17 protein-coding genes and 2 pseudogenes are annotated in these 20,927 nt (G+C 50.7%); 2 read left to right on the plus strand and 17 right to left on the minus strand.

What is annotated here, in order from left to right; genetic code table 11:
• On the plus strand, positions 1-246 hold a 246-nt coding region (locus IPK01_13420), incomplete at its 5' end, for a cation transporter (GenBank protein MBK7934454.1).
• A gap of 71 nt (positions 247-317) precedes the next feature.
• On the opposite strand, the gene IPK01_13425 is transcribed toward IPK01_13420, so the two are convergent.
• From IPK01_13425 to IPK01_13465, 9 genes and pseudogenes are all read right to left on the minus strand, one after another.
• Positions 318-1,820: a TonB-dependent receptor gene (locus IPK01_13425; GenBank protein ID MBK7934455.1), complete on the minus strand. Its 1,503-nt coding sequence runs from the start codon at positions 1,818-1,820 to the stop codon at positions 318-320.
• Positions 1,821-1,884: 64 nt separating this feature from the next.
• Positions 1,885-2,745, minus strand: coding sequence for a TonB-dependent receptor plug domain-containing protein (locus tag IPK01_13430; GenBank protein MBK7934456.1), 861 nt, complete (start codon positions 2,743-2,745; stop codon positions 1,885-1,887).
• Between the two features lie 203 nt (positions 2,746-2,948).
• Positions 2,949-3,821: a class II glutamine amidotransferase gene (locus IPK01_13435; protein MBK7934457.1), complete on the minus strand. Its 873-nt coding sequence runs from the start codon at positions 3,819-3,821 to the stop codon at positions 2,949-2,951.
• A 27-nt stretch (positions 3,822-3,848) separates the two neighbouring features.
• The gene (locus IPK01_13440; GenBank protein ID MBK7934458.1) at positions 3,849-3,998 is read right to left on the minus strand and encodes a YHS domain-containing protein; all 150 of its coding nucleotides are present in this window, start codon (positions 3,996-3,998) and stop codon (positions 3,849-3,851) included.
• 58 nt (positions 3,999-4,056) lie between these two features.
• The gene (locus tag IPK01_13445) at positions 4,057-5,589 is read right to left on the minus strand and encodes an efflux RND transporter periplasmic adaptor subunit (protein MBK7934459.1); all 1,533 of its coding nucleotides are present in this window, start codon (positions 5,587-5,589) and stop codon (positions 4,057-4,059) included.
• Positions 5,586-7,046 carry a TolC family protein gene (locus tag IPK01_13450; GenBank protein MBK7934460.1) on the minus strand — a complete coding sequence of 487 codons (1,461 nt, stop codon included), beginning with the start codon at positions 7,044-7,046 and terminating at the stop codon, positions 5,586-5,588. The genes IPK01_13445 and IPK01_13450 overlap by 4 nt, the downstream gene beginning before the upstream one ends.
• Positions 7,033-10,150 (minus strand): annotated as a pseudogene (locus IPK01_13455) (efflux RND transporter permease subunit). The gene IPK01_13450 and the pseudogene IPK01_13455 overlap by 14 nt, the downstream one beginning before the upstream one ends.
• Before the next feature lie 66 nt (positions 10,151-10,216).
• Positions 10,217-10,660 carry a FixH family protein gene (locus IPK01_13460; protein ID MBK7934461.1) on the minus strand — a complete coding sequence of 148 codons (444 nt, stop codon included), beginning with the start codon at positions 10,658-10,660 and terminating at the stop codon, positions 10,217-10,219.
• A 126-nt stretch (positions 10,661-10,786) separates the two neighbouring features.
• Positions 10,787-11,074 (minus strand): hypothetical protein, encoded by a 288-nt coding sequence (locus IPK01_13465; protein ID MBK7934462.1) that lies wholly within the window; start codon positions 11,072-11,074, stop codon positions 10,787-10,789.
• Between the two features lie 441 nt (positions 11,075-11,515).
• Between IPK01_13465 and IPK01_13470 the strand changes: the two genes are divergently transcribed.
• Positions 11,516-11,968, plus strand: coding sequence for a DUF2911 domain-containing protein (locus IPK01_13470; GenBank protein ID MBK7934463.1), 453 nt, complete (start codon positions 11,516-11,518; stop codon positions 11,966-11,968).
• Positions 11,969-12,229: 261 nt separating this feature from the next.
• Here IPK01_13470 and IPK01_13475 read toward each other — a convergent pair whose 3' ends face one another.
• The 8 genes and pseudogenes from IPK01_13475 to IPK01_13510 form a co-directional block, all read right to left on the minus strand.
• Positions 12,230-13,126 carry a cation transporter gene (locus IPK01_13475; protein MBK7934464.1) on the minus strand — a complete coding sequence of 299 codons (897 nt, stop codon included), beginning with the start codon at positions 13,124-13,126 and terminating at the stop codon, positions 12,230-12,232.
• Between the two features lie 258 nt (positions 13,127-13,384).
• A complete protein-coding gene (locus IPK01_13480) occupies positions 13,385-13,645 on the minus strand; it encodes a P-II family nitrogen regulator (GenBank protein ID MBK7934465.1) in 261 nt (86 codons plus the stop codon).
• Between the two features lie 2 nt (positions 13,646-13,647).
• Positions 13,648-16,680: pseudogene (locus IPK01_13485) on the minus strand (efflux RND transporter permease subunit).
• Between the two features lie 31 nt (positions 16,681-16,711).
• The gene (locus IPK01_13490) at positions 16,712-17,506 is read right to left on the minus strand and encodes a cation transporter (protein MBK7934466.1); all 795 of its coding nucleotides are present in this window, start codon (positions 17,504-17,506) and stop codon (positions 16,712-16,714) included.
• A gap of 174 nt (positions 17,507-17,680) precedes the next feature.
• Positions 17,681-18,607, minus strand: a complete 927-nt coding sequence (locus IPK01_13495) for an efflux RND transporter periplasmic adaptor subunit (protein ID MBK7934467.1) — start codon at positions 18,605-18,607, stop codon at positions 17,681-17,683.
• Complete coding sequence (locus tag IPK01_13500) at positions 18,592-19,014, minus strand: hypothetical protein (GenBank protein MBK7934468.1); 423 nt, start codon at positions 19,012-19,014, stop codon at positions 18,592-18,594. The genes IPK01_13495 and IPK01_13500 overlap by 16 nt, the downstream gene beginning before the upstream one ends.
• A 6-nt stretch (positions 19,015-19,020) precedes the next feature.
• Positions 19,021-19,566, minus strand: a complete 546-nt coding sequence (locus tag IPK01_13505; protein ID MBK7934469.1) for a TolC family protein — start codon at positions 19,564-19,566, stop codon at positions 19,021-19,023.
• Positions 19,499-20,404: a TolC family protein gene (locus tag IPK01_13510; protein MBK7934470.1), complete on the minus strand. Its 906-nt coding sequence runs from the start codon at positions 20,402-20,404 to the stop codon at positions 19,499-19,501. Before IPK01_13510 ends, IPK01_13505 begins: the two co-directional genes overlap by 68 nt.
• Between the last annotated feature and the right edge of the window lie 523 nt (positions 20,405-20,927).

The following is a 20,927-nucleotide window of genomic DNA, read 5'->3' on the forward strand; positions in this document are numbered from 1 at the left end:
GGGAATTCGATATGTCTTTATCTGCTTACGCGGCACAAGACTGACGATGTGAATATGAGTTCGGTGTGGGAATGTTCGCGTAACGATATTGCGTCGAATATCTCAGTCTTTGTCGCTGCCGGTGCAGTTTGGTTCTTTCAGTCGGGCTGGCCGGACATCATCATAGCCCTCGCATTGGTTTGCCTATTCTTACGCTCCGCTTTCCGCGTCTTTTCAGGTGCAAAACGCGAACTACGGAGTGCATAGATTGAGCTTTCTACACTCAAACCTAAACGCCGTGTTTCCTACGGATATTTCGCCTCTGCCAAATTAAAAACTCACTTTGATTCCCGTTTGCACGAGACGCGACCTGAGGGCAGCAATCCACGCGTACGGTCAACGATGTATATCCGGTCGAGCAAGTTCTTGCCCGTAACGAAAAATGTCGTCTTCCATTTCTCGACACGGTAGTTTGCCGTCGCGTTCCAATAAGTTTGGCTTGGTATCGCTCCAAGCTGGCCATTCGAGTTCGGGTTAACCGCGTTCAAATCGTCGCCGAACTGGCGCCCGATGTAAACGTTTTCCACAAAAGCATCGAAACCGCGGGGATGCGAATAGCCGATGCTTGTCGTCATAAGGACACGCGGTGCATACGGAAGGCGATTCTCAGTGATCGAACAACTGGTTACCGAGACCCGCCTGGTCGTCGGGCAGTACACACTAAGTGTTGCCGAACTGGTGATAGAGCTTAGGCGCATGCCACGGAACTCCGCCGTCGGCAAAAAGGTATAGGCGGTTCGTAGGTAAAGATTATGGGGGCTACGAAAAACAGAGCCGGAATCGATCTGCCCCGTAAATTCAAACCCCTGCTGTAGTGTGGCTCCGCCGTTTGTGAAGGCCGCCCCGCCAGCGATCGAAGCCGCGACAATCTGATTCTGATAATCGTTGCGGAAAAATGCGGCGGACAATTCGGTTCCTCTGAGTGGTCGAGTTCGCACTCCGACCTCATAGTTCCAACTCAATTCTGAATCAAGCTCGATCACGCCGCCAGAATTTGTTACGACGTCCTCTACTCTGGGAGGGGAAAACCCTCGATGAACGCCGGCAAATACCGTAGTGTTCTTAACACCCGAGTAGGCAATACCGAAACCCGGAATCATCTCGGTCACGGTTGTTTCACCGGTCGCCCCCGCTCCGTTGTTAGCGAGACGATTCGTTCGGCTAAATACGACGCGCTCAAAACGTACGCCCGGGGTCAATGCGAGGTTCTTCCACGTAAAGCGATGTTGAATAAATCCGGATTGAGCGAAAGCTTTACGCTCGTTGTTTTCAGCAATAGTGCCGTCGCGCGATGTTGGAAGGTCGCCATTTCGCTGGATCCGTTCCTGATCCTCGCCATGAATTCGAAAACCGACGACAAGTTCATTCGCAACTGATCCGAAATTGAAGTTTGTGGTCAACCGCGTCTCGACGCCCTGAGTAAGATAATCGCGAAGCCTTCCTTCGTTGCCGCAGGTGGTGTTCAATGCAGCCAGGCTGAGGCAGTCGGGATCGACATTCAAACGATTAGGACGCTGACTGGAATTGGACGACTGACGCCACCAGTCGCGCGAAAAGTAGTTAGAGTAAAAGCTAGTCGTCAGATTGATTTTAGAGGTCAGAACTGCCGCGTGCTGCAGCGAGAAACCGGACCTACGGCCATAAAAGACGTCGTTCTTAAAGATGTTGCCTCGGGGGTCCGCGGCGAATTCCGCCTCGGTCGCACCTGTGTAGGTTAGATTCGAATCCTCACGAAAGACAGTAAATTTTCCAGTCAGGGCGTTGCGAGCGTTTAACTGCAAAACCGATTTGTTCGAAAAATCATATAACTTAAAACTTGTGTTCTCTCTCGACCCGTTACCCTGCTTATGATTGAAATTGAAAATCGTGCCAAGTTTGCCAAACGTGCCACCAAAACCTGCTCCGCCGTTGAAAAAAACTTCTATTGCCGCCTTCTAGTTTGAAATTAAAAGTCGGTTTATCAGGCGGATTGGGTGTCAGATAGTTGATTAGGCCCGCAATCGTTTGTGGGCCATAAGCAATCTGACCCGATCCCTTGAGAACCTCGATCGACTCGTATCTCTCCACCGGAGGATGGTAGTAAGACGCATTATCTCCGTAGGGCGCATAAGACAACGGAAGTCCATCTTCAAGCAGCAACACCTTGGTTGAGCGCGTCGGATTGGTGCCGCGAATGCCGATGTTGGGCCGCAAACCAAACCCCTCCTCATCCCTTACATTCACACCGGATACTTTCCTAAGCACTTCGGAGAAATTGAACGCGCGGCTGTTTTCCAGTGTTTGCCTATCGATCCGTTCGATAGAACCCGGAATTTCCGAAAGGCTTTCCGGGGTTCCAGCGAGATAGCTTGACGTAACGGAAACGTCCACTGCAATGCCTCCGGGTGTTATGGTAAAGACGACTAGCTGCGTTGACGGGATCGTCATTTCACTGTGTAGTGTCGCAAAACCTATGGCACCGATCGTGACGTTATACTTACCCTCTGACATATTTGTAAGCGAGTACCGGCCTTCGCCGTCTGTTACGGCTTTTGCAACCAACCGGACATCCTGGTGCCGAACGGTCAGCGTTGCTCCCGCAACTACGTCGCCGTTACTATCAACGATTCGCCCCTCCACGCCATTACGCTCCTGTGAATAACCGATTACGGCAAAAATGGATAAGGCTAAACTAAAAGCAACGGATCTCACAGCAATACTCTTCATAAAAACACCAGTTAGATTACGAGCCACTAAAAACAAAAACCCTTATTGAAATCGATTTTCAATTTCATATTAATAAAAGTACAAGACCCTGTCGGCAGTGTCAAACAACATATTGCAGTAGCAAATGAAGGAGACGTTATTTCTGATTGATGATTTGAGGCTGACACGACAGGTCTGCCTGGTTCTCCATTTGCGGGATTTATTTAACTGACCCGTACGTTGGGTAGAAGTTGTACCACCACGTCCAATCCACTATTAATAATTACGACGTGGTTTGGGGCGACTCTAGTCCAACTCGTGCGATCATCGGTCAATCTCTCGGAAGCGATGATGATTCCGCTTTGTTCGCTGTCGGATTCAACTATTTCAAACTTCCCTTCACGGTACCTGTATTTTCCGCGGTTTGAAAAGTAGAGTGAAATCGGCTCAATTTGCGGATTGGAGACATAACGCACTGTTACAAGGCTCTCACCATCAGTGACCGCAAAATTATAAACTGAAGGCTTTTTGATTCCAGCTTCATACGCCCATTCCTCAAGTTGGCGAATGGTTTTCACCAATCCGCTCGCCAAATCCACTGCTACTAGTTTTTCCGTGTGTCGGCCCAGAAGGTTTAAGAAAACAGCAAAAGCGTGCTCTGAATCCGTGGTGCCTTCAATCGTCTGATAAATCTCGTCAGTCAGCGAGTGTCGCAGGCGGCGCTTTATAGAACTAAAGCCTTCGATCGTACCGTTGTGCATCCACATAAATCGCCCTTGACGGAATGGATGACAATTACTTTCGGAGACAACCATTCCGGGCGATGCGGAGCGAACGTGAGCGAAAAAACAGGGCGATCGGATATGTTGAGCCAAATTCAACAGGTTCCGGTTGTTCCAGGCTGGAGTTATGCTGGTAAAAACACAAGCCTCGTTGGAAATCGCTGGTGAATACCAACCAACGCCAAACCCGTCGCCATTTAGTGGCTCGCTCCGTTCTTTGGACTTATAACTTTGACGAATGAGTGAGTTAGCTGGATTTGAAATCAGGTCAGCGAGCAAAATTTCGCTTCCCAAATAGCCGAGAAATCTACACATCGCGATTGTCTCCTACGTCTAGCGCGGCTAAACGGATTCTACATAATCAAGCGGGCGACGCGTGAATTCTTCCATACACCCTTCCGAACAAAAAAAGTAGTCTTTGCCATCATAATTCAACGAATAGCTGGCGGCTTCTTCGTCAATCTCCATTTTACAAACCAAGTCTATAATCATCATGTTCTCCTTAAATGTGCGGCAAAGCAGGCCGTACTCTGACAAAGCGTATCCGACCTTAATGATGTGTCGGGTCCTTTTTTAGTATTTCAGCACGGAGCAGGAAGCTGCCGTCTGTGACGATCTTGTCGCCGACATTCAGCCCTTCGAGAACGACAAACCTACCGTTGTTTTCTTTGCCGAGACGCACCGGCTTTATATTAAAGACATTTGGTTTGTCGGTGGCGACGAAAACAACCTGTTTGTCGTTCATATTTTGGACGGCAGACGACGGGATCATCGGCATTGTGCGTTCGGCCATCCCACCCGCGCCAAAGGCGACGTTTACGTACATTCCGATCTTCAAGACTTGTCCCGGATTGTCGAGTTCGACTCTGACTTGTGCGGTGCGTGTTTCGGGGCTGATATTTGGGTCGATGTAGGTTACGTGACCGCGAAAGAGCCTGTCAGGATAGGCGCCGGTTGTAACGCTTGCTCCGCTTCCATCACGAACTGATGAAAGGTCCTTTTCAAAGACCTGAGCGATAACCCAAACGCTTGCGAGATTTGTAACACGCATCAATTCCTTGTTTGCCTCGACAACTTCACCCGCGTTTACGTCTCGCTTTGTGATCGTGCCTGATATAGGCGCAATCAATGCGATCTCCGACGTTATTTGCGATGGGGAGCGGAGCGAATTTACTTTTTGCGGTGACAAACCTAGCAACAAGAGTCTTTGCTTGGCGGTCGCAAGGTCGGATTCGGCCGTTTGGCGTTTGACGGCGGCCTGCTCAAATTCGTTTCGGCTGACAGGATTGATCTCGGCGACCTTGACGGCACGGTCAAATCTTTTTTTCGCTTCTTCAACGTCCGCCTCCGACGCTCGTACTTTTGTCGTGGCCTGCTCAAATTCCTCGCGGCTGACAGCCCCTATTTCAAGTAACTTAAGCGTACGGTCATGTCTCTTACGGTTTTCTTCCAGCTCAGCCTGAACGGTTTTTAACCGCGCCAACATTTGGTCAACGTCTGTATTGCTCACGGGGCTGATCTTAACGAGTTTTGCCGTCCGGTCGTAGTTTTGCCGTGCGGCCTGAGCGTCGGTTTGCAAGGCCAGATAGCGCGATTGAGACGCTGCAAGTTCATCGCTGAAGATAACGGCAAGCGTTTGGCCTTTGCCAACATACTGGCCTAGTTCGCCACTAACGGATCGGAGTACCCCACCGAGAAGTGAGATCACCGGCGTTTCTTTGTAGGCATTTGACTGGACGACGCCGGTCGAGGCCCCATCCATTGCTTCACTCGATAACGTTTCGCCAACCGTTTCGATCTTCAAGCCGATCTTTTCAACCTGATCGGGCAGAATGGTGACAGTTTGTTCGGCCGTAGTTTCTGTTGCTTGTCCGGTGCTGTTGTCGTCGAATGTGACCGTCCGTGGAGCCGGGACGGCATTTCCACCCTCACGCGAGCCCAAATACCAAAAAAGTAACACTCCCGCTAGGACAACGCCGATGACCGATAATGCGATATACAGCGGCTTTCGATTCGGTGTTGGCTTCGAGTTTTCGCCCATTTCTGTTTCTTTATTGAACTCTTCGTTATTCTCTTCGGTCATTTCTTTTTTAACTCCGGTGCATTGGTCGCCCGCATGATCTCAATGTTTGCTATGTATGTTTCGAGTCCGGCATCGATCAATTCGTTCTCGACATCGAGAAAACGCCGTTGCTCGGCAATGTAGTCAAGCAAACTTCTCGAACCAAGTTCGTAGGTTTGCCAAATTACCTGCAAATTAGAATTTGCCTGATCGCGAACGCCGTTTTGAAAGATCGACAATGACCGCGCCGAACGGTTATATCGAGCGAAGGCCACGGCAACTTCGCGCCGGATAGTAAGTTCGCCAAACTCAATTCGCCTCTGAGCCGCTTCTCGCTCGAATTTGGCGGCTTCGACCGCTCCTTGATTTCGGTTGAGCAGCGGAAGATCGATTTCAACCCCAAAGGTGAAAAAGTGAAATACATCCTGAATGGGCCGCAAAAGGCCGCGATCATCAAAACCGCTGAGCATAAAGCCGGTGTTCATGCGCTGGTAACCCGCCTTGACGCTTGCGTCGATCCGCCCTTCAGACTTTGCCTTTTCGATTTGTGCGACAGCCAGTTGGTCCATTGTCCTTGCACCTTGCAGATCGGGACGCTCACGCAAAGCGTAATCGGTTGATCCAGAGACTGAAGGCGGCGTTGCGATTAGGTTATTGAAATCGCCGCGAAGACGCAGCGGGTCTTCCGGCTTCATCCCAATCATATTGCGAAGCTCGAACATTGCCGTCTCGGCCTTTCCTTCTGCGGTTTCGCGGATCGATTGCAGCCGATTCACCTCGACAAGAAAAATATTCTGTTCGAGCGGTGCGATCTTTCCTTCAGTAACTCTAGCCGCAACAAGCTCGAAACCCTGCTTTGCCGCTGCCAAGGTCTTTTCGGTAACCTCCAACTTTGTGATCGCCGCCAGAGCTTCACCGAATTTGAGTCTCACTTCTGACGCAAGCAGACGTTCCTGATTCTCAAGCGCAAACTCGCGAATTTCTAACTCTCGTTGTGCGACGGCAACTCGGGCTGCTCGACGTCCGCCAAGCTCAAGCGGCAGCATGGCCTCGGCCATTTGATTATTATCAGCGGCGCCAATCTGCTTTGCTCCGCTGGCGGTCAGCTTTGGATTCGCTCGCAAACCCGCTTGTTTGACCAATGCCCTCGCTGCGTCGACCTCCTTGCGCAAAGCTTGTATTTCGCCATTGTTTTCGAGAGCTAAGGCCACGGCTGCGTCAGCCGTCATTCCGCCTTGCGGATTCAAATATAGGAGCGAAACCGGCTGGTCGCTCTGGACTGTCTGAGCCGTCGCCGCCAGCGCAAATATAAACCCGAACGCGAATAATTTAACAACGGACTTGAGAGCAAGCCTCCTAGCTTGCCACGAGCTCGAACACGTGAAAAACTTGTTGGCGTCTCGCGATGGCACTGCAAGCGGGACGCTTGCGGTCCAGTCGGTCATCAAGAGACTGCCTGTAATCTTACAAATCTTCATTTCGTTTCAATTCGCGTACCCTAAGCCAATAAAAAATGACCGGCGTTACGATCAGCACGTGCAGGAGGCTCGAAACCATGCCGCCAAACACCGGTGTCGCCAGTGGCCTCATTACTTCTGACCCCGCGCCGGTGCTCCACATGATCGGCAAGAGCCCGACAACAATAGTCATTACGGTCATGACTTTAGGACGAAGTCGAAGAAGAGCACCTTCGGTGACTGCTTCGAGCAAAGATTCCCTATCAAGCTGGCCGACTTCGTCCGATTTACGTTTTACCGCCTCTTCAAGATAAACGACCATTACAATTGTCGTCTGCACAGCCGCTCCAAAAGAGCAATAAAGCCAACCCACACAGCGACCGAAAAGTTGTACTGCAGCATCCAGAGCAGGTAAAAGCCGCCGGTCAAGGCAAACGGCACGGCAAGCAGAATATGGGCCGCTTCGAGAAAGGAGTGATATGTAATATAGAGCGTGGCAAAGATGATAAGCAGGACGATCGGGACCACGATCAACAGCCGCTGGCGGGCGCGCTCCTGATTTTCGTATTGGCCGCTCCATGTAATGTAGTAACCCGCCGGCATCTCAACTTTGTCGCGAATAGCATCCTTAGCTTCCTCCACGAAACTTCCGATATCGCGGCCGCGAATGTTGAGCAGAACCGTGCCGCGAAGCAGGCCGTTCTCGCTCTGAATCATCGATGGCCCTTCGAGGCTGCGAATATCGGCAAGCTGCGACAGCGGGATCGACGCTCCAGATGGAGAGGTTATCGGGATCTGGCCGATCGCGGTCGGTGACGCGCGAAACTCCGGTGCATAGCGAACACGGATGGGAAACCGTCGTCGTCCTTCGATCGTCACGGTCAGATTCGTTTCGCCTATTCCTTTTTCGATCACGTCCTGAATTGTTCCGACGTCAATTCCATACCGGGCCGCCGCCGTGCGGTCAATATCAATATCGACGTACGGCGCTCCGCCGATCCTCTCGGGATAAACGTCCGCTGCGCCGGGCACATCTTTTACCACCGTCGCAATTTCCCTCGCCGTTTCTTCCAAAGTATCGAGGTTGTTGCCGAAGATCTTGATGCCGACCTGCGAGCGGATACCGGTGGCAAGCATTTCGATGCGATTGATGATCGGCTGCGTCCAGATGTTTGTGACGCCCGGCAGCCGTGTAGCTTCGTCCATTTCGGCAATCAGTTTCTCCCGCGTCATCCCATCACGCCACTGATCTTCGGGCTTCAAATGAACGATGGTTTCGTTCATGTTTATCGGCGAGGGATCGGTTGAGGTTTCGGCGCGGCCGGCCTTTCCAACCGCCCATTCAACCTCGGGAAAGGCTTTCAAGATCTCGTCTTGTTTGCTCAGGATCCTTGTCGCCTCGTCCAGTGAAATTGCGGGATCGGTCACCGGCATGTACATCAGGTCGCCTTCATTCAACGGAGGCATAAACTCGCTGCCGATCTGAGTCGCGACAAACATCGCGCCCGAGAAGAACGCCAGAGCGAGCAAAACCGTGGCGAGCCTATTCCGAAGCGCAGTGATCAGCAGTGGCTTGTACACTCGACGCAAAAAGCGCATGATCGGATTCCACTCTTCGGGACGCAGCTTCCCGCCGAGCAGATAGCCGCACAGAACAGGGATTAGCGTGACCGCGATTATCGCCGCCGCGATCATCGCGAAAGTTTTCGTAAACGCCAGCGGATGAAAAAGCTTTCCTTCTTGTCCTGTTAATGCAAAGACGGGGATAAACGCGATCACAATGATCGCTATCGATGCGACGATCGGGCGCCCGACCATCTTCGTCGCTTCCAGCACTATCTCCCAAACACGCTTTCTGTCAGAAAAGCTCACTCCCTCTTTCTCGATCGCTCGATACGCATTCTCAGTCACGACAATTCCAGCATCAACGAGGTCTGAAACCGCGATCGCGATACCGGAGAGCGACATGATGTTTGACGTGATCCCAAAGATATACATCAGGAGGAACGCGGCAAGCGCGGCAAGCAAAAGAGGTATCGTAACTATCAGCGTCGAACGAAAATGAGCAAGGAAGATCAGATTTACAAGTGTTACGAGGATGAACTCCTCGGTCAACGCCCATGTGAGCGTATTGGCCGTGCGGTTGATCAGATCGGTGCGGTCATAAAATGGAACCAGCCGAACGCCCGGAGGGAGACCGGGTTTGATCTCCTCGATCTTCTTCTTGACGTTCTCGATCGCTTCGAGAGCGCTGATGCCGTAGCGCATGATGACGACGCCCCCGACCGCTTCCTTTCCGTTTTTATCAAGCGAGCCTGTCCGAAAGGCGTTGCCGAGTTTGACCTCGCCGAGGTTTCGGACATAGATCGGAGTTCCGTTCTGAGAGCCGACGACGATATTTTCGACATCCGCGACCGATTCGACAAGCCCGATACCGCGGACAATGGCCCATTCGCCGCCCTGTTCGACGACGTTTCCGCCGACATTGTTATTCGACTTTCAACCGCTTCGACCACGGTGGATAACGGCATGTTGTAAGCGCGGAGCTTATTCGGGTCTATGTCCACCTGATACTGCTGGACAAAGCCGCCGACCGTCGCGACCTCCGCGATCCCCGGCGTTGAATTAAGCTGATAACGTACGAACCAGTCCTGCAGCGTGCGCAGATCGCGGAGGCTCATCTCGTCCGATTCGAGCGTGTACCAAAATACCTGGCCAAGACCGGTCGCGTCCGGGCCGAGCGTTGGCACTACGCCCTGAGGCAATTGTTTCGTGACGAGATTTAAGCGCTCCAGCACTCGTGTCCGGGCCCAATAAAGATCGACATTATCCTCAAAGATAATATTGACCATCGAGAAGCTGAAGGCGGAACTAGCCCTGACGGTCCGAACTCCCGGCAGCCCCTGAAGACTCGTCACAAGCGGATAAGTAACCTGGTCCTCGACCTCTCGCGGGGAACGGCCTGCCCAGTCGGTAAAAACTATGACCTGGTTGTCCGAAAGGTCAGGGATGGCATCAATCGGGGTCTTTACAAGTGCGTAATAGCCCGCTAACGCCAATGCGACATAGATCGCGATGACGATTACTCGGTTCTTAAGCGACCATTCGATAAGCCAGTTAATCATACTAATACCACCCTCGTTCTAATATTTTCGGCGGACAGATAACCGAGCCCCATGTCCCGGGCCCCATTATTGCGCCGTTACGGGAATCGATGTTTTTCCTTTTCCCGCCGGACCTTCGTAAGTGATCTGCATCTCCCATCCGCCGGTCATCTCAATCTTGACTTTGCCGCGATAAACGCCGGGCGTGCCAGTTGTGGTCAAAGCCGCTGCGTTGTTCATCGCCCCCATCGAACCCATCGCAGGCATGTAGAAATTTAGCGAAGCCGCTCCCACATCAACCGCTTTGCCCGAAGCATCCGTAAAAGCAAGCATTAGTTCCTGCTCGCCGTTTTTGACTTTGCCGGTGTCGCTTGATACCGAAACCGTCAAATTGTTGATCGAACCGCTTTTGATGACTTTTCCCTGCACCGGGTTTTCGGCCGTAGGCTGCGCGCCGGAACTGCACGACGTGAATAAGGTGATCACCCCAATGATGGTCAATAAGCAAATGAATAAAACTGTCTTTCTCATTTTTTAGTCTCCTGTGTTGAAAATATCTAGAGAGTTCCGACGCCTACAAAGTAGTTCGCAGAACCACAATGAAATAGTCGCAAAGGTGCAATACACCCCAAAAAAGGGCGCACTTCACCATCTAAACTAGATTAGGAACGAATTATATTGGAGGTATTTGGGCTGGAAAGTGCTCGTCAACGGCTTACTCAAATACTGAGGCGATGCAGACGACTTGGTTTTTGTATTTGGGAACAAAGCTGCGATCTGATCGGCGATGGATTTGTAGATCGTTATGGTGGAAGGAGTGAAGTTAAACGAGCCGCCGAACGAGATCGGCGCCGGATTTGAGCAGTTTGTCGCGCAGCAAAGGCCTGCAGCCTCGGCTGAAGGTGATCTGTCCTTGCTTTTGGCCTTATCGCAACATTTCATCATCTTGCCGCTCAGTGCATGCAGGGGTGTCCCTGACACCACGCCACCGACAACAGTGAAAAGTACGAAAAGAATTAAGACCCGAGTGAACATTGAACACAGTATACTCCACTTTTTCTGGATAAATCAGTGATTTACGTCACAAATTGCAAGTAACCAGATGTTGGTCACAATCACTATTTGGTGGTGAACAAATTTGGCATTGGAACTAAGCGCGAGGTTTTACGCACATCGTAAAGTTTTTTCAGGGCTCTGACGAAGCATTCGGTAGTGCTGGTCCAAGTACAAACGGTGCGCACAAGACTATCTGCGTGGCACAGGTATTGTCTCTAGATAAGAGGAAGGCTTATTTTTACGTTTTGATAAAAATGTTTGGTGTGGATGTAGCTCGAGTATTTTAGAAGTAGTTTCATCCAATAAAGAGGTGAGGTACATGAATGTAAAATTGTTTCTAGGATTTGCTGTTTCCATCGCCGTCGTCATCTTGTTCTCAATTCCAGGTTTTGCCCAAAAGGAAAAACAATCGGTATCGACAAAGAAGGAGAATTTCACGTTTCGTCGCCAATAAGAATTGGCGATCGGATAGTCGAAAAAGGGATGTATCAGATTTATAGGGTCGACATAAATACGACGCCGTTTATTGTAATTCGAAAAGTTGCGATGACTTACTTTGGAAAAACAATGGGTAGTATGAAGCGAGGTGACGAGGTGGTCAGACTGAAATGCACCATTCAGCGGGTCGATGAACAAAACAAAAAGTCAAATATTTTGTTTCTACAAGCATTAGCCGAAGAGCGTGTAGCCCTTCAGGTGTGGTTTCGTCACGAAAAGTCAAATGTATTCTACCGATTCGTGAGTTGTGAGGCCGTACTGACAGCGTGGGCTCGTCCGAAGTGATAGAAGGCCAAATTGAACTTGCCGCTAACAACGAACGAATCGGCTATAATTAGCTCGTTGGTAATGTCGTAAGACAATACCTGATTATTTTCGGGGTTCATATTGTCCTCCCTTTTTTGCTCCTTCTCTCGGCATGCCTTCCGATGAAAACGCTTATTCCTACTAAGAAGGAAATGATCAGCAGGCTTACAACTAAGAAAATTATGAACTGATGTTGAGTAAAAAGATGAAAGAAGTCTGTTTCTTGCTCCATTTTCGTTATTAGATATGTGTCTCGTGACACGCAAAGCCCTCGCGTTCGGTTTGGGCGGTTAGGTGTGAGATCTTACACTCGCTCGTGCATGAATCGTGGACACGTTGCAGAACGTCGTCGTGTTCGGCTCCCTCGGCAAGCACGGCGTGGACGCTCAAGGCATTTACGCCCGATGTAAGCGACCATACGTGAAGGTCGTGAATCTCGGCAACGCCTTCGATCTTTGAAAGTTTGTCTCGCACGTTGGCTATGTTTACGTCAGACGGCGTACCTTCGAGCAAGACAGCGACTGCATCCTTTAGCAACGCCCACGTTCGCGGCAAGATAAACAGGCCGATTCCCGCCGAAATTAACGGATCGGCATAGTACCAGCCAGTCGTGAGCATGATTATTCCGGCGATTATTACTCCGACAGACGTAAGCGTGTCTGAAAGAACCTCATAATAAGCGCCTTTCATGTTCAGGCTTTCTTTGGAGCCGGAACGCAGTATAACCATACCGACAATATTGACCACCAACCCAATCGATGCGACGCCGATCATCGCAGCACTCTGCACTTCGGGAGGGTTTTTGAAGCGTTCGTATGCTTCGTAAAGGATGTAGATCGAAATAAATATCAGGATGATGGCGTTCGTCATCGCCGCGAGTATCTCGACGCGGTAATAGCCGTACGTCCTTTCGGGCGATGCTGGCTTTTCAGCAAACCGTATGGCGAGCAAGGCTAAACCGACGCCCGCAACATCTGTCAGCATATGCCCGGCATCTGCAAGCAACGCCAAACTGCCCGTCCAAAATCCGCCAATTACCTCGACGATCAAATAAAAGAACGTTAGGCAAAAGACGATCATTAGCGGTTTCTTATTCCGCCCTGCCGCCGATATTTCGTGTGTGTGTCCGTGTCCCATATTTTCAATTCAGAATCTGTACCTTCGAGTCGTGCGCCTTTTTTCAGCCTTTAGCCGCCCTTTACGCCTCTATCGACGCTCTATCTTCTCGTTTGGATATGTTCGGATTCCTCGCCTCGTCAAAAATGGCAGTAACCAAGCGATGAGCAGAATCATCCCGGTTCCGATCACGGCTCCAGCTAGTATTCGGAAATGGCGGGTCCAGATACTTTTCTCCAACTCAAATCAACGTTGCGGCTTCAATCGGAACGACCATGATTATGCCGTCGCCCTTTTGCCTGTGTGAGCGTTGTTCTTGATTGCCGCAACGATATCGTCGGCCATTTGGTCATTCACCGCGATCTCAATTCGTTTGTTCGCCTTGAATGGATCAAGTGCGTCGTATGCTCCGGTACGCATTCGTTGGCCAAATCCTTCGGAATCTATCAAGGTCATTCCGGGAAAGCCTTCGATGTTCTCGAAGGCTGTCACGATCTTCTCCACCGTAAAAGGCCGCACTATTGCGATTATCAGTTTCACTGTTATTCCTCCGTAAATTCGCCCTCGACATCCTTCTCGAACCATGCGTAAAGCGTTGGCAGTATTAAAAGTGTCAACAACGTTGACGTTATCAGTCCGCCGATCACAACCGTCGCAAGCGGACGTTGAACTTCGGCACCCGCAGACGTTGCCAATGCCATCGGGATAAAGCCGAGACTGGCAACCAACGCCGTCATCAAAACCGGACGCAAACGCGTCATCGAGCCTTCTTTCACGGCGTCAAGGACGGACTTGCCTTCTTCGCGGAGATGGTTGATAAAACTGACCATCACAACACCGTTTAGAACGGCAACGCCAAATAGTGCGATAAAGCCGACGCCTGCAGAAATCGAGAATGGCATACCCCGCAAAGCCAGAGCCACTACTCCTCCGACGATTGCAAACGGAATTCCGGTGTATATCATCAATGCTTGCTTCGCCGAACCAAACGTCGAAAATAGCATCACAAAGATCAGGAACAACGCTATCGGCACCACGATCAACAAGCGACTGGTTGCCCTTTCCAGATTTTCGAAGGCTCCGCCCCATTGCAAATAATATCCGGGCGGAAGTGTCACTTCCTTACCGATCTTTTCCTTTGCCTCAGTTACGAAACTGGCAATGTCGCGTTGACGGACATTCGTGGAGACAACGATCCGGCGCCGAGTGGCTTCACGCGATATTTGCGCCGCTCCTTCGACCAGTGCAATATCGGCAACCTGTGCGAGCGGTACACGCTGACCGTTCGGAGCAGTTAGGATCAATCCTCGAACTGACTCGACAGACTTACTTGCGTCTTCGTTCAAACGCAGAACAATGTCAAAACGTTGCTCGCCTTCAAAGACCTCGCCCGCCTTCTTCCCAGCAAAGATCGCTTCGACAAGTTCATTAACATCTTCGACATTGATCCCGTATCGCGCTATCGCCGCCCGGTCCGGCTTGATCTGCAATTGCGGCAAACCGGTAGTTACCTCGGCCTTTGTTTCTTCTGCACCATTTATCGCGGCCAGGACCTTTTCGATATCTTCGCCCTTGCCCGCGAGTATTTGAAGATCGTCGCCAAAAGCTTTACCGCAACATCGCCACGCGTTCCGGCGATAAGTTCGTTGACACGCATCTCAATCGGCTGCATGAAACCGAAAGACGCTGCACCTGGAACTTCCGCTTCGAGCTTTTTAGACATTTCCTCGATCAATTTTTCTTTGGACCAACCAGACTTCCATTCATCGATCGGATTGAGCATCACGAATACATCGCACTGATTCAAACTCATCGAATCCGTCGCGACTGCCGGAGCCCCGCACTTCGATACTATCGTCTTAACCTCTGGGTAGACCTTAAGTGACTTTTCAACGGCAGTCGTCATTACCATTGATTGATCGAGAGAGACGCTTAGATAATTCCCGAAATTACGACCACAGTAACCGCGATCGCGAGTACCTGTGCACGGAACTTCATTACAAACGCAAGTGACGGTCGGTAGATCTGCTTCGCCCAACGGATGAGAAAACTTTCCGATTCCGAAACATTGCCCTTGAGTATCAATGCAAGCATCGCTGGAACGTATGTCAGAGAAAGAATAAGCGAACCGAGAAGAGCAAAGATCACCGTCAAAGCCATCGGAACGAACATCTTGCCCTCGATACCGCGAAGACTGAGGATCGGCAGATAAACGATGCCGATGATCGCCACGGCGAAAACCACAGGTCGGGCGACTTCGAGACATGCTTCGAGAATCGTACGTTCGGGCGGCTCGCGAGATTTTTCATGCTGAGCTTCGGCACGGCGACGAACCACGTTCTCGACCATCACGACCGCTCCGTCAACGATCAATCCGAAATCCAACGCGCCGAGACTCATCAGGTTTCCCGATACGTTGAATATTCTCATCAGGATCGCCGCAAAGAGCATCGAAAGTGGAATTATGGTCGCAACCAGCAAGGCACCGCCAGTTGCCAAGCAGCAATAACAAAACGAAGATCACGAGTGCCGCTCCTTCCAGCAGATTCTTTTCGACTGTCCAGATCGCACGTTTTACTAACGACGTTCGGTCATAAAATGGTTCGATGGTGACGCCCTTGGGTAGGGTCATCTTGATCTCTTCGATCTTTGCTTTAACCCTTTCGGCTACAACTCGGGAGTTCTCGCCTTTTAGCATGATCGCCATACCTGACACGATCTCGCCTTCGCCATTCGTTGAAACCGCACCCTGTCTGATGCTCTGCCCTTCGACGACTTCTCCAAGATCGCGGACGAAGACCGGAACTCCCTCTTTTCCAGTTTTGACTACAATATTCGTAATGTCGTCCATCTTTTCGACAAGACCGACGCCTCGTAACAGATATTGCTCCGCTCCTTTCTGGATATAACCACCGCCGACCGTGCCATTATTTGCCATGACCGCATCGTGAACATCTCTTAGCGTCAATCCATATGATTGCAGCTTTTCGGGGAGACAGTCGGACTTCGAACTGTTTGCCGTAGCCGCCGTGCGAATTGACTTCCGTCACACCCGGAACGCCCATCAATTGTCGGCGAATATTCCAGTCGTGAATCGTCCTGAGATCCGTCGCCGTATAATTGCTTCCCGGTTCCGCACGAACTTCGTACTGGTAGATCTCGCCCAAGCCGGTAGCTATTGGCCCCATTTCGGGAGAACCGATGCTAGGCGGAATATTCTCGCGAGCGGTCGCCATGCGTTCGAGAATTAGCTGGCGTGCGAAATAGATATCGGTCGACTCTTCAAAAACGATAGTTACGTTCGATATGCCGAACTTGGAAACCGAACGAATTTCTTCGACGCCCGGTATGCCCGACATCGCAACTTCAATCGGAAAGGTGATCTGCCGTTCGATCTCCAGCGGCGCAAGACTTGGCGCATTGGTCAACACCTGAACCTGAACATTGGTGACATCAGGCACGGCATCGATCGGTAAATTTATGAGGCTGTACGCTCCCGCCGCCGCCATGATCGCGACTAGCAAAAGAACGATCAGCTTTTGAGCAATGGAGAATCTTATAAGTGCGTTGATCATAATTCTTGTAGCAACTTAGGTCAGTTGCAAATCATCTTCCGAGCTTCAAGATCTTAAGCGCACCCCTGACGACCACAACAAAAACAATTGTCCCGATGATCAAGTCAGGCTTGTTCGATCCCAACAGGCTGACCAAAATGCCTGCCGTGATGACGCCTAAATTGATGATCACGTCGTTTGAGGTAAAGATTGTACTCGCCTGCATGTGGGCTTCTTTGCTTTTCGACCTTTGAAGCAAATAGAGGCAAAAGCCATTCGCCGCCAAGGCCAGCGTCGAAACAATTATCATGGTGAGGAAATCAGGGACTTCCTCGACACCGATAAATCTTCGAATGACCTCGATGAAACCGATCACGGCTAAGCTGATCTGGAAATATCCGGCGAGCCTTGCGACATTCCGCTTTCTCGCAACTGTTCCACCTACCGCGAAAAGACTGATGGCGTAAACGAATGCGTCGGCAAGCATGTCGAGGCTATCGGCGATTAGTCCCATCGAGCCGGAAATAAGGCCGGTAGTAATTTCAATCGCGAAGAAGCCAAAATTGATCGCCAGCACGATCCATAACAAATTCCGCTGGCTTCGGTGGTCGTCTACAAAAGAAGCGTCGACCGCTTCCTCGGTTCGAATTGCCTTGCTGTCCAGATCAAGCTCGTCTATCCGAAACTCGATCTGATCAAGCTGTCCGTCATGAAAAACCGTCAACTGCCGATTGGGAATGTCGAAGTCGAGATGTCTGATTTCCGCCACTCCGTCGAGCTTCACGCGCACCAAATTCTCCTCCGAGGGGCAATCCATCCCATTTATCTGAAAGATCGTTTTTTCCATTTGTCGTCCTGCGCGTTAGTGATCGTCCCCCATCGCACCCTTTTCAAGCTGTGTCTTTAGCGTAAAGCTGCCTTTGTGACAACCTTTTCTCCGAGTTTCAAACCCTCGATGATTTTTGTATAGCCGTTGATATCGGCTCCGGCCTCGATCTCTCGGACCTTAAACGCTCCCGGTTCATCGTCTCGTGGAACAAATACTATCGTTTTGTCGGCCGTTCGCTGTACTGCTCGAAGGCACAACGAGTTCCTCGCCTGTCGCTTCATTTGTTCCCGAGTAGAATCCAACCTCCGCGAACATTCCAGCCCGTAATTTGCCCTGAGCATTTGGAACCTCAAGCCGAACACGTCCGGTTCTGGTTGTCTCGTCTAATTGCGGATCAATGTATGAAACACGTCCGCTGACCGTGCCTATAGCAGGCGACGTGATCTCCGCAACGGAACCAACCCGAAGCCTCGCCATGTTCGCCTCTGGAACATTTGCGATGACATAAACAGTGCCGAGATTTGAAATAGAAAAGATCGGAACTGCCGCCTCGATACCTGCACCGGAATTGAATTTTCTTTCGGTGACGACACCGGAAAGTGGGGATCTTAAGGAAACGAGCGATGTATCGCTACGATGATCGTCGGGTTTGTTCGATTCGACAGGAACGCCGAGCGAGCGTAACTCGTCCTCTATATGTTTAAGATCAACCCTGGCGGTTTCAACCTCAGCCTGTGCTTCCTGCAATTCTTTGTTTAGAGCAATATTGGATTGAAAATCGTAATCCGCTTTGGCGGTTCTCTGCGCTGTCTCGGCTGTCATTAGATCTTTTCCCGCTCCTGCTCCGAGCTCGACCAGCCGCTTTGTCCTTTTCAAAGTAGCGTCGGCTTCGTCCAGTCGAGCTTTCGCCTGCAATACTGCGACGCGGTTCTCGGCCTTTTGTACACGTGAAAGGTTTCGTTGGGCCAGCTCATACTTCGTCTTAGCCTCGTGCATTTTGCCGTGCATTTGAGCAAGCTGCGGACTCGAAATAACGGCAAGCACTGCTCCCTTTTGCACATTGTCACCAACACCGTAGAAAACTTTTTCGATTCTTCCGCCAACTAATGCCGTCGCCATCTCGGTTGTCTCGGATTCAATTCGACCGCACCCGTAACCATCAATCTTGCTATTGCAGGTCGCTGGGTGACGGCTTCCGTAACGATTCCCGCAGAAGCGAGCATTTCCGGATCGAGTTTCACTTCTTTGCCCTTCTCGTCCTCAGAATGTCCCGACTCTTCCTTATGTTCCTCGGCGGCAGCTTTATCGCCGCTGGCGGAGTTTTTGTTAACGATCCACGCAACTCCAATGATCGCTATGAGCCCGACTACCGCCGCGGTTATTATCCACGCTACGACTGATCCTTTAGCCGCCGGGCTTTCAGGGTTACGATCTCCGCCATTCTCAAGGTTCGATTCGAGACGGTCTAGTTCCGCTTCGTCGCCGACATGATGCTCATTCTGCTCATTTATATTTAATTCCGACATAATATTTTAGTTCTCCAAGTTGGCTCCGATAGCGATGAAAAGCTCGGCCTGCGAGCGGTATCGTAAGGTGAGTGCTTCGGTTAGATCTCGATTTGCTTCGAGCAATTTTCGCTGCTCGGCAATGAGGTCGGTGATCTTTATTTGTCCTAGCTCATATACCTTTCGAATGGTTTCGACATTTTCTAAAGAACGCGGAATAACTGCCGTTTCAAGCGTTCGCAATGCCCGTTTTGCTGCCTCGATCCGTTGAAAAGCAGTAACAACCTCGTTCCGAATTATCGCGTCGGCAAATAAACGCCTCTCCTGTGCTTGGCGTATTGCTATTTCGGCCTCAGCTTTGGCCCCTTGTTTTTTGTCAAAGACCGGCAATCCGATTGACACGCCAAATGTAAGACTGCGATCCGTACTCTGCGGGAATGATCCAATTGGCAGATCGATACTCGACCGCCCTTGCGTATAACGCGTATACGCAGTGACATCGGGCTTACTCTGTGAACGAACGAGCCGAAACCCAGCACTCGCGAGTTGTTCTTCGAGCTCTGCAACTCGCAATTCGGGCCTTGACCTTTGTGCAACCGAGATGCCTGTTTCGATTGTTGTTGGCAGTTGTGGAATCTGAGCTGCGGAAATTTCCTCGATGAGTTTTAGGGGCTGGTCGTAAGCAATTCCGGCATAGAATTTCAGTTTGGTCAACGCCGTTTGGATGCTGCCGTCTGCAATCTCTCGTCGTGCCAAGCCGCTCGACCTCGGTTTGCAGGAGACTCAATTCAAGCGGTGCGGTTTCGCCCTCGTTAACCCGAGTCTGTACAAAGCGAACCGTTTGTGTGTCCAGTTCCAGAAGGTCGTCCAAAACCTGTAATTCTTTAAGAGAGGCAAGTGCTTCGGCATAGGTATTAAAAACCTGACCTGTGACCTCACGCTGTCGAGTTATAAGTTCCGCTTCGCGTAATGTGATCTCCGCTCGTGCGAGATCGATCCGCTTTTGCCTCTGCCCGTAAACATCAACCGGCAGAGAAAAACCAACACTCAACAGACGATCTCCGGGCGAACCTACGATTCTTCCGGTTGACTGCTCAACTTCGAGCGTCGGATTCGATCGCAACCCAGCCTGGGTAAGCCGAGCTCTGGCCTTTTCGATCTCAAGTTGGGCGATCTTGATATTTCCATTATTGGCGATGGCAAGCCGCACGATCTCGGCAAGGGACATGCCGTCCGCCTGACTGTAGTAGCGTTCGGCAAACGGGATAACCAATCGTCTTTCTGCCGGAGCGACGGCCGGTCTTGAAACGATGTTGGCTGAGCCGACACCGATTGCGTTTGCACTGGTAGTATCCTGCGAATACGCAGTAGCAGCCGTCGCAATGACGACATACATTAATTTTCTAAACATTTATAAACCTATCTCAAAAACAATCCGCTAGCCCGCTAGGGCGCGAAGATTCGCACGCTAGCCAAAAAGGCATGAATGGTGTTTTGAGTTAGGCTTTGGCGGCTGCCAAATTGAGAAGGAGCGGGTAGATTCGTAAGGGGGCTTTATAGTGAGAAAAATCAGAACTCGCGTGCTCAACGGTTTTGGGAGAGGTCACAGCCACCGAGTAGACAATCGTTTGAGCAGGGGTTGCTTCCGCAACACGAGCAGACACAAAACGGCGAACAATCATCATTCGAATCACTTTCGCTATCCTGCGAAAGCGGATCTAAGTGGGCGACCTTCTGAACCGGGTGACCTTGGTTGTCGCGTGGCAATAGGCTGTCCTTACACGGCTGTACCGAAAGGAAAAGCAAATACGCTACAAAGATGTAAGTCACGATTCTCACGCCTTGATGTTCTCAAATTTTTAACTAGTCTGTCTAGTTCATATAATCAATAGCCGCATGAATCTTAACCGCTCGCTATTCAGGGTGGGCTATTG

Source organism: Acidobacteriota bacterium, from assembly GCA_016713675.1.
Lineage (GTDB): Bacteria > Acidobacteriota > Blastocatellia > Pyrinomonadales > Pyrinomonadaceae > OLB17.

Coding starts and splice junctions, on each gene's coding strand:
- IPK01_13430 (MBK7934456.1), bottom strand. CDS start 2,745: ATGAAGAGTATTGCTGTGAGATCCGTTGCTTTTAGTTTAGCCTTATCC.
- IPK01_13435 (MBK7934457.1), bottom strand. CDS start 3,821: ATGTGTAGATTTCTCGGCTATTTGGGAAGCGAAATTTTGCTCGCTGAC.
- IPK01_13440 (MBK7934458.1), bottom strand. CDS start 3,998: ATGATTATAGACTTGGTTTGTAAAATGGAGATTGACGAAGAAGCCGCC.
- IPK01_13445 (MBK7934459.1), bottom strand. CDS start 5,589: ATGACCGAAGAGAATAACGAAGAGTTCAATAAAGAAACAGAAATGGGC.
- IPK01_13450 (MBK7934460.1), bottom strand. CDS start 7,046: ATGAAGATTTGTAAGATTACAGGCAGTCTCTTGATGACCGACTGGACC.
- IPK01_13460 (MBK7934461.1), bottom strand. CDS start 10,660: ATGAGAAAGACAGTTTTATTCATTTGCTTATTGACCATCATTGGGGTG.
- IPK01_13465 (MBK7934462.1), bottom strand. CDS start 11,074: ATGATGAAATGTTGCGATAAGGCCAAAAGCAAGGACAGATCACCTTCA.
- IPK01_13475 (MBK7934464.1), bottom strand. CDS start 13,126: ATGGGACACGGACACACACACGAAATATCGGCGGCAGGGCGGAATAAG.
- IPK01_13490 (MBK7934466.1), bottom strand. CDS start 17,506: ATGGAAAAAACGATCTTTCAGATAAATGGGATGGATTGCCCCTCGGAG.
- IPK01_13495 (MBK7934467.1), bottom strand. CDS start 18,607: ATGGCGACGGCATTAGTTGGCGGAAGAATCGAAAAAGTTTTCTACGGT.
- IPK01_13500 (MBK7934468.1), bottom strand. CDS start 19,014: ATGTCGGAATTAAATATAAATGAGCAGAATGAGCATCATGTCGGCGAC.
- IPK01_13510 (MBK7934470.1), bottom strand. CDS start 20,404: ATGTTTAGAAAATTAATGTATGTCGTCATTGCGACGGCTGCTACTGCG.